The organism is Streptomyces sp. 15-116A (genome assembly GCF_025290915.1).
In the GTDB taxonomy this organism is placed as follows: Bacteria; Actinomycetota; Actinomycetes; order Streptomycetales; family Streptomycetaceae; genus Streptomyces.
In genome coordinates, this window is the sequence record NZ_JAOCQE010000272.1 from 1 (window position 1) to 8,160 (window position 8,160).

At 71.1% G+C, this 8,160-nt stretch carries 3 protein-coding genes and 1 pseudogene; all 4 read left to right on the forward strand.

The features are described 5' to 3' along the window. Positions 1–685 precede the first annotated feature (685 nt). Positions 686–1,207, forward strand: coding sequence for a DUF6912 family protein (locus N4P33_RS29220; RefSeq protein ID WP_260829909.1), 522 nt, complete (start codon positions 686–688; stop codon positions 1,205–1,207). A 69-nt stretch (positions 1,208–1,276) separates the two neighbouring features. Further along, positions 1,277–1,942, forward strand: coding sequence for an HAD family hydrolase (locus N4P33_RS29225; RefSeq protein WP_260829910.1), 666 nt, complete (start codon positions 1,277–1,279; stop codon positions 1,940–1,942). Positions 1,943–2,434: 492 nt separating this feature from the next. After that, positions 2,435–7,366 carry an NAD-glutamate dehydrogenase gene (locus N4P33_RS29230; RefSeq protein ID WP_260829913.1) on the forward strand — a complete coding sequence of 1,644 codons (4,932 nt, stop codon included), beginning with the start codon at positions 2,435–2,437 and terminating at the stop codon, positions 7,364–7,366. 124 nt (positions 7,367–7,490) lie between these two features. Beyond that, positions 7,491–8,160: pseudogene (locus N4P33_RS29235) on the forward strand (hypothetical protein); the annotation flags it as partial.

Genomic DNA, 8,160 nt, shown 5'->3' on the forward strand with positions numbered 1-8,160 from the left:
CGACGCTGGGCGCGGTAGGACGCCGGGCGGTTGTCGGCGGGCCGGGAGGAGGGCCCCGCGCCGGACGGGCGGCGCCTGCTGTCCCCGGAGGGCGCGAAGGCGGTCCTGCCGACGGGCTTACGGGGCGGGGTGCCTCCTGCGACCCGGGTTGCGGCGCGGGCGTCGCCGGACATGCTGGCTCTCTGGGCGGCAGGTGTGGGGTTCGCGGCCGGGGCGGACGCGGTCCCCTTCGCAGGGGCGCTGCGGTTGCGCCTGGCCGTGTCCGAGCGGTCTCCGGCCGGGACAGGAGTGGTCTGCGCTGAGGAGTCGCCGGACGGTGTAGTGGTGTGGGTGGTGGGGCGGTGGTGGGTCCTGGTCATGACCTTGTTCATGGGGTCCCCGTTCTACGGCCCGGGGTGCGTACCGGCGGGAGGCCGGGGGTACCGGGCGGTAACTTTTGCGGTTGGGGATCTTGTACGGGGTGGTCGGGGGTGGCGGCAAGGAGGGGGCGGGCGTGCCGGGGAGGCCGTGGAATTCACCTATCCGGGTGGTCGGCGGCTGTGCGAGCCCGTACGGGGGCGGGTGCGGTGGGTGAATTCCGGGACTCGGGTGGACGGCTTCAGGGGTGTGGAGCGCAACTCGATGGGGGACGTCCGCGCGTATCCTGAAGGCCCGTCAACGGCTCCCCTCCACGAAAGCGGCTGACATGCGCGTCTACGTCCCCCTGACCCTTCCCGGGCTCGCCGAGGCGTACAGGACGGGGCAGTTGGCCAAGGGACCGTTTCTCGCGTACGCCGTCACGCCCGCGCTGCGCGAGTGGTACGTCTCCGACGACATCGAGGAACTGGAGTACGCCGCGCTGAGCCGCGCCACCCTGGCCTCGCTGCGGCTGCTGGCGGCGGAGCCGGGTGCGCCCAGGCGGCGGGTCGTGGTCGCCGTGGACGTGCCCGACAAGGCGGCCTCCGCCGACCCCGGCCGCGGGCTCGACCCGGGCACCCTCGGTGAGGTGCGGGTCGACGCCGATGTCGCGCTGGCCAAGGCGGCGGCCGTGCACGTGGACGCGGCGGACGCGGAAGAGGATGTGACCGCGGCCGTGGAGGCGCTGCCCGCGGCGGACGCCGGGGACGACGACGCGCAGTTCGTCGTCGACGGTGCCGAGGATCACGAGCTGCTCTGGTACGCCACGCAGGAGATCCCGAACCTGGTCGACGTCGGCGCGGCCGGCTGAAAGGCCGGGCGAGGGCCCGTTGACCTGCCGTTCTCTTGATTGTCAGTGGGGGCGGGTACGTTTGCGGGCATGGGGATGCAGACGGACGCGCACATCGTCTGGGACTGGAACGGGACCTTGTTCCACGATGTCGACGCGGTCATCGGGGCGACGAACGCGGCCTTCGCCGAGCTCGGGCTGGAGCCGATCACGCTGGAGCGGTACCGGGAGCTGTACTGCGTGCCGGTGCCGAAGTTCTACGAGCGGCTGCTGGGGCGGCTGCCGAGCGACGCGGAGTGGGAGGTCATGGACGAGACCTTCCACCGGTACTACACGGAGCACCGGGCGCTGTGCTCCCTCGCCGAGGGCGTGGAGGAGCTGCTGACGGGGTGGGCGTCGGCCGGCCGTAGTCAGTCGATCCTGAGCATGTACGGGCACGACGATCTTGTGCCGCTGGTCCGGAACTTCGGGATCGAGCCGCACTTCATACGGGTCGACGGCCGGACCGGTCCCTCCGGGGGGAGCAAGGCGGAGCACATGGTGCGCCACATCGCCGCGCTGAGAAGCGTCGACCCGACGCGCACGGTGGTGATCGGGGACGCCGCCGACGACGCGCTGGCCGCCCAGGCGGTGGGGGCGCGGGCCGTGCTCTACACCGGCGGTTCACACGGCCGCGCCAGCCTGGAGGCCGTGGGCGTACCGGTGGTGGACTCGCTGGCTGAGGCGGTCGAGGAAGCGGAACGCCTGGCGGCGTAGCGGCCCCGCTGACACGGCAGCCGGTGCTCCCGGCGCCGCCGTACGTCCCGCCGAGCCGTCGTGCACTGTGCAGAACGTCAAACTTCACCCCCCGGTTTTGTACACATACGGCTCATGACGGGCCCCCTGTGAGGAGCGATAGCCTTGGTGGCGTGATCAGCGCGATAGCTCGCGGGGACATCGGTGTCCCCGCTGTGCGCCCGGAGAGCACGGACGACATCCGTGACCGGGCGGCGGTCGCTGGTCCTCGCGGGCGGGAGGGGGCTCTCAGGGCTCCCGGGACGCCATCCACGGCCCGGATGACGGCGCACCGGCGATCGGCGTCGCATCCAGCGGGCAGCTCAAGAGTGGCTCATATTTCCCCGCTCTTCTCACCTCGCGGCATAGCGTCGGAACAGACCGGACACCCCGTGTCGTACCACCGCACCGCAAGGGCAGAGACCGTACTTCCTTCTACGTCACGCAACGGCGCGCGACAGGAGCCAGAGGACAATGCAGACCAAGCTGGACGAAGCCAAGGCCGAGCTGCTCGAGAGGGCCGCCCGGGTAGCTGAGAACAGCCCGGCCGGGGGGAAACTACCGACTGGGACGGCGGACGAGGGCACCCCGGACCGGGAATCCGTGCTCGCGTTCCTCCAGCGCTACTACCTGCACACCGCCCCGGAGGACCTCACCGACCGCGACCCGGTCGACATCTTCGGCGCCGCCGTCTCGCACTTCCGGCTGGCCGAGAACCGCCCCCAGGGCACGGCCAACGTGCGGGTCCACACCCCGACCGTCGAGGAGAACGGCTGGACCTGCAGCCACACGGTCGTCGAGGTGGTCACCGACGACATGCCCTTCCTCGTCGACTCCGTCACCAACGAGCTGACCCGCCAGGGCCGCGGCATCCACGTCGTCATCCACCCGCAGGTCGTGGTCCGCCGCGACCTCACCGGCAAGCTGATCGAGGTCCTCGCCGCCCGCCCCGGCGGCGACCTGCCGCACGACGCGCACATCGAGTCCTGGATCCACGTCGAGATCGACCGCGAGACCGACCGCGGCGACCTCAAGCAGATCACCGCCGACCTGCTGCGCGTGCTGTCCGACGTCCGCGAGGCCGTCGAGGACTGGGGCAAGATGCGGCAGGCCGCGACCGCGCTGGCCGAGGAACTGCCGGCCGAGCCCGTCCCCGGCGATCTGCCCCCGCAGCAGGTCGAGGAGGCCCGCGAGCTGCTGCGCTGGCTCGCCGACGACCACTTCACCTTCCTCGGCTACCGCGAGTACCAACTGCGCGAGGACGACTCCCTGGCCGCCGTTCCCGGCACCGGCCTCGGCATCCTGCGCTCCGACCCGCACCACGCCGGCGACGAGAGCCACCCCGTCAGCCCCTCCTTCGAGCGGCTGCCCGCCGACGCCCGCGCCAAGGCGCGCGAGCACAAGCTGCTGGTGCTGACCAAGGCCAACAGCCGGGCGACCGTGCACCGGCCGTCGTATCTGGACTACATCGGGGTCAAGAAGTTCGACGCCGACGGCAACGTCGTCGGTGAGCGCCGTTTCCTCGGTCTGTTCTCCTCCGCCGCCTACACCGAGTCGGTCCGCCGGGTCCCGGTGATCCGGCGCAAGGTCGAGGAGGTGCTGGAGCGCGCCGGGTTCTCCCCGCACAGCCACGACGGGCGCGACCTGCTGCAGATCCTGGAGACCTACCCGCGCGACGAGCTGTTCCAGACGCCGGTCGACGAGCTGCGCGCCATCGTCACCTCGGTGCTCTACCTCCAGGAGCGCCGCCGGCTGCGGCTCTACCTGCGCCAGGACGAGTACGGACGCTACTACTCCGCCCTCGTCTACCTGCCCCGCGACCGCTACACCACCGGCGTCCGGCTGCGGATCATCGACATCCTCAAGGAGGAGCTCGGCGGCATCAGCGTCGACTTCACCGCCTGGAACACCGAGTCGATCCTCTCCCGGCTGCACTTCGTCGTCCGGGTCCCGCAGGGCACCGAGCTGCCGCAGCTGTCCGACTCCGACAAGGAGCGCATCGAGGCCCGCCTGGTCGAGGCCGCCCGCTCCTGGGCCGACGGCTTCGCGGAGGCGCTGAACGCCGAGTTCGGCGAGGAGCGCGCCGCCGAGCTGCTGCGCCGCTACTCCGGTGCCTTCGCCGAGGGCTACAAGGCCGACCACTCCCCGCGCAGCGCGGTCGCCGACCTGGTGCGCCTGGAGCAGCTCGACGAGGAGAAGAACTTCGAGCTCAGCCTCTACGAGCCGGTCGGCGCGGCCCCCGAGGAGCGCCGCTTCAAGATCTACCGCAAGGGTGAGGCCGTCTCCCTGTCCGCGGTGCTGCCCGTGCTCCAGCGGCTCGGCGTCGAGGTCGTCGACGAGCGGCCGTACGAGCTGCGCTGCGCCGACCGCAGCGTCGCCTGGATCTACGACTTCGGGCTGCGCATGCCCAACGCGCCCGGCGGCGGTCTCGACTACCTGGGTGACGACGCCCGTGAGCGGTTCCAGGACGCCTTCGCCGCGACCTGGACCGGCAAGGCGGAGAACGACGGCTTCAACGCCCTCGTGCTCAGCGCCGGGCTGACCTGGCGGCAGGCGATGGTGCTGCGGGCGTACGCCAAGTACCTGCGCCAGGCGGGCTCCACCTTCAGCCAGGACTACATGGAGGACACCCTCCGCAACAACGTCCACACCACCCGGCTGCTCGTCTCCCTGTTCGAGGCGCGGATGTCGCCGGACCGGCAGCGCGCCGGGTACGAGCTGGTGGACGCGCTGCTGGAGGAGGTCGACGCCGCGCTCGACCAGGTCGCGAGCCTCGACGAGGACCGCATCCTGCGCTCGTTCCTCACGGTGATCAAGGCGACGCTGCGCACCAACTTCTTCCAGGAGGCGGCCGGCGGCCAGCCGCACGACTACGTCTCCATGAAGTTCGACCCGCAGGCCATCCCCGACCTGCCGGCGCCGCGCCCGGCGTTCGAGATCTGGGTGTACTCGCCGCGCGTCGAGGGGGTGCACCTGCGGTTCGGCAAGGTCGCCCGCGGTGGTCTGCGCTGGTCGGACCGCCGGGAGGACTTCCGTACCGAGATCCTCGGCCTGGTCAAGGCGCAGATGGTGAAGAACACCGTCATCGTGCCGGTCGGCGCCAAGGGCGGCTTCGTCGCCAAGCAGCTCCCGGACCCGAGCGTCGACCGGGACGCGTGGATGGCCGAGGGCATCGCCAGCTACAAGACGTTCATCTCGGCGCTGCTCGACATCACCGACAACATGGTGGCCGGCGAGGTCGTGCCCCCGGCGGACGTCGTCCGGCACGACGAGGACGACACCTACCTGGTGGTCGCCGCCGACAAGGGCACCGCGACCTTCTCGGACATCGCCAACGAGGTCGCCCAGAGCTACAACTTCTGGCTCGGTGACGCCTTCGCTTCCGGCGGCTCGGCCGGTTACGACCACAAGGGCATGGGCATCACCGCCCGCGGCGCCTGGGAGTCCGTCAAGCGGCACTTCCGGGAGCTGGGCGTGGACACCCAGAGCCAGGACTTCACCGTGGTCGGCATCGGCGACATGTCCGGTGACGTGTTCGGCAACGGCATGCTGCTCAGCGAGCACATCCGCCTGGTCGCCGCCTTCGACCACCGGCACATCTTCATCGACCCCAAGCCGGACGCGGCCACCTCGTACGCCGAGCGGCGCCGGCTGTTCGAGCTGCCCCGCAGCTCCTGGGCCGACTACAACACGGAGCTGATCTCGGCGGGCGGCGGGGTGTTCCCGCGCAGCGCCAAGGCCATCCAGGTCAACTCGCAGATCCGTGAGGCCCTCGGGATCGAGCCCGGCATCACCAAGATGACCCCGGCCGACTTGATGAAGGCGATCCTCCAGGCACCGGTGGACCTGCTGTGGAACGGCGGCATCGGCACGTACGTCAAGGCGTCCACCGAGTCCCACGCGGACGTCGGAGACAAGGCCAACGACGCGATCCGCGTCGACGGCAAGGACCTGCGCGTCGCCGTCGTCGGCGAGGGCGGCAACCTGGGCCTGACCCAGCTCGGCCGCATCGAGTTCGCGCTGCACGGCGGCCGGATCAACACCGACGCCATCGACAACAGCGCCGGCGTGGACACCTCCGACCACGAGGTGAACATCAAGATCCTGCTCAACGGCCTGGTCGCGGACGGCGACATGACCGTCAAGCAGCGCAACAAGCTGCTCGCCGAGATGACCGACGAGGTCGGCCGGCTGGTGCTGCGCAACAACTACGCGCAGAACACCGCGATCGCCAACGCGCTCGCCCAGTCCAAGGACATGCTCCACGCCCAGCAGCGCTTCATGAAGCACCTGGTGCGCGAGGGCAGCCTCGACCGGGCGCTGGAGTTCCTGCCCACCGACCGGCAGATCCGCGAGCGCCTCGCCTCCGGTCAGGGCCTGACCGGCCCGGAGACTGCCGTCCTGCTGGCGTACACGAAGATCACGGTCGCCGAGGAGCTGCTGCACACCTCGCTGCCCGACGACCCGTATCTGAAGGTGCTGCTGCACGCGTACTTCCCGACCGCGCTGCGCGAGCAGTTCCTCGACCGGATCGACGGCCACCCGCTGCGCCGCGAGATCACCACGACGGTGCTGGTCAACGACACGGTCAACACCGGCGGTACGACGTATCTGCACCGGATGCGCGAGGAGACCGGCGCGTCGCTGGAGGAGATCGTCCGGGCGCAGACCGCGGCCCGCGCGATCTTCCGCTCCTCGGCGGTGTGGGACGCCGTCGAGGAACTCGACAACAAGGTGCAGGCCGAGGTGCAGACCCGCATCCGGCTGCACTCGCGCCGGCTGGTCGAGCGCGGCACGCGCTGGCTGCTCAACAACCGGCCGCAGCCGCTGGAGCTCCAGGAGACGGTGGAGTTCTTCGCCGAGCGGGTCGAGCAGGTCTGGTCGCAGCTGCCGAAGCTGCTGCGCGGCGCGGACCTGGAGTGGTACCAGAAGATCCACGACGAGCTGACCGACGCCGGGGTCCCGGAGGAGCTGGCCACCAAGGTCGCCGGGTTCTCCTCGGCCTTCCCGACGCTCGACATCGTGTCGGTGGCCGACCGCATGGGCAAGGAGCCGCTGGACGTCGCGGAGGTGTACTACGACCTCGCGGACCGGCTGCGCATCACCCAGCTGATGGACCGCATCATCGAGCTGCCGCGCGCGGACCGCTGGCAGTCCATGGCCCGCGCGGCGATCCGCGAGGACCTGTACGCGGCGCACGCGGCGGTCACCGCGGACGTGCTGGCGGCCGGCAACGGCTCCGACACGCCGCACCAGCGGTTCAAGCTGTGGGAGCAGAAGAACGCGGCGATCCTGAGCCGCGCCCGCACCACCCTCGACGAGATCCAGAGCTCGGACACGTTCGACCTGGCCAACCTGTCGGTGGCGATGCGGACGATGCGCACGCTGCTGCGGACGCACACGTAGCAGGTACGCCGCAGGGGCGCCCCGGGTCACCGCGACCCGGGGCGCCTCCGTGTTGGTGTGGTGCCTTAGGTGGGCTTCCCTGGGGAAACGGTGGATATGCGGCGGATTCGGGCATGGCTGTGAGGTGACCGTCCGCTCCCCGTCCGTCGCGTCCTGGGCGGTCGCCGGGCTCCTCGTCGTCCTGCTGCTCGCCGTGATCGTCCGGCTGCCCTGGGCCGGTGACCTCGGGATGCACGCGGCGACCCTGCAACGGCTGCGGCACAGCCCCCTCGACCCCGGCAACCCGCTGGTCGACGCGGACACGCCGAGCCCGTACTACTCGCCGTGGATGCTGCTGCTCGGCCTGCTCGCCAAGGCGACGGGCTGGTCTGTCTTCGTCGTGCTGCGCGCGGGCGCCGTGCTCGGGGTTGCGCTGCTGGTGACGGGCGTGTGGCGGTACGTGCGGACGCTGAGCGCGCACCGGGCGGCGCCCGCGCTCGCGCTGCTGAGCCTGCTGCTGGTGTGGGGGACGACGCCGTACGCGTGGAGCGGCTTCCTCGGGCTGAACTCGCTCGCGCTGACCGTGGCGTATCCCAGCACCTTCGCCCTCGGTCTCGCCTTCCACTTCTGGGCCTGGCTCGGCGTGGCGCTCCGGGCTTCCGGCGGGTGGGCGACCTGGCTCGGGCTGGGCGCGCTCTGGGCCATGATCCTGCTCTGCCACCAGTTCTCGGGCGTCGTGGCCACGGCCGGCGCGGGCGCCACGCTGCTCGCGGCGCGGCGGCCCGACCCCGGGGTGCGGGCGCGACTCGGGGCGG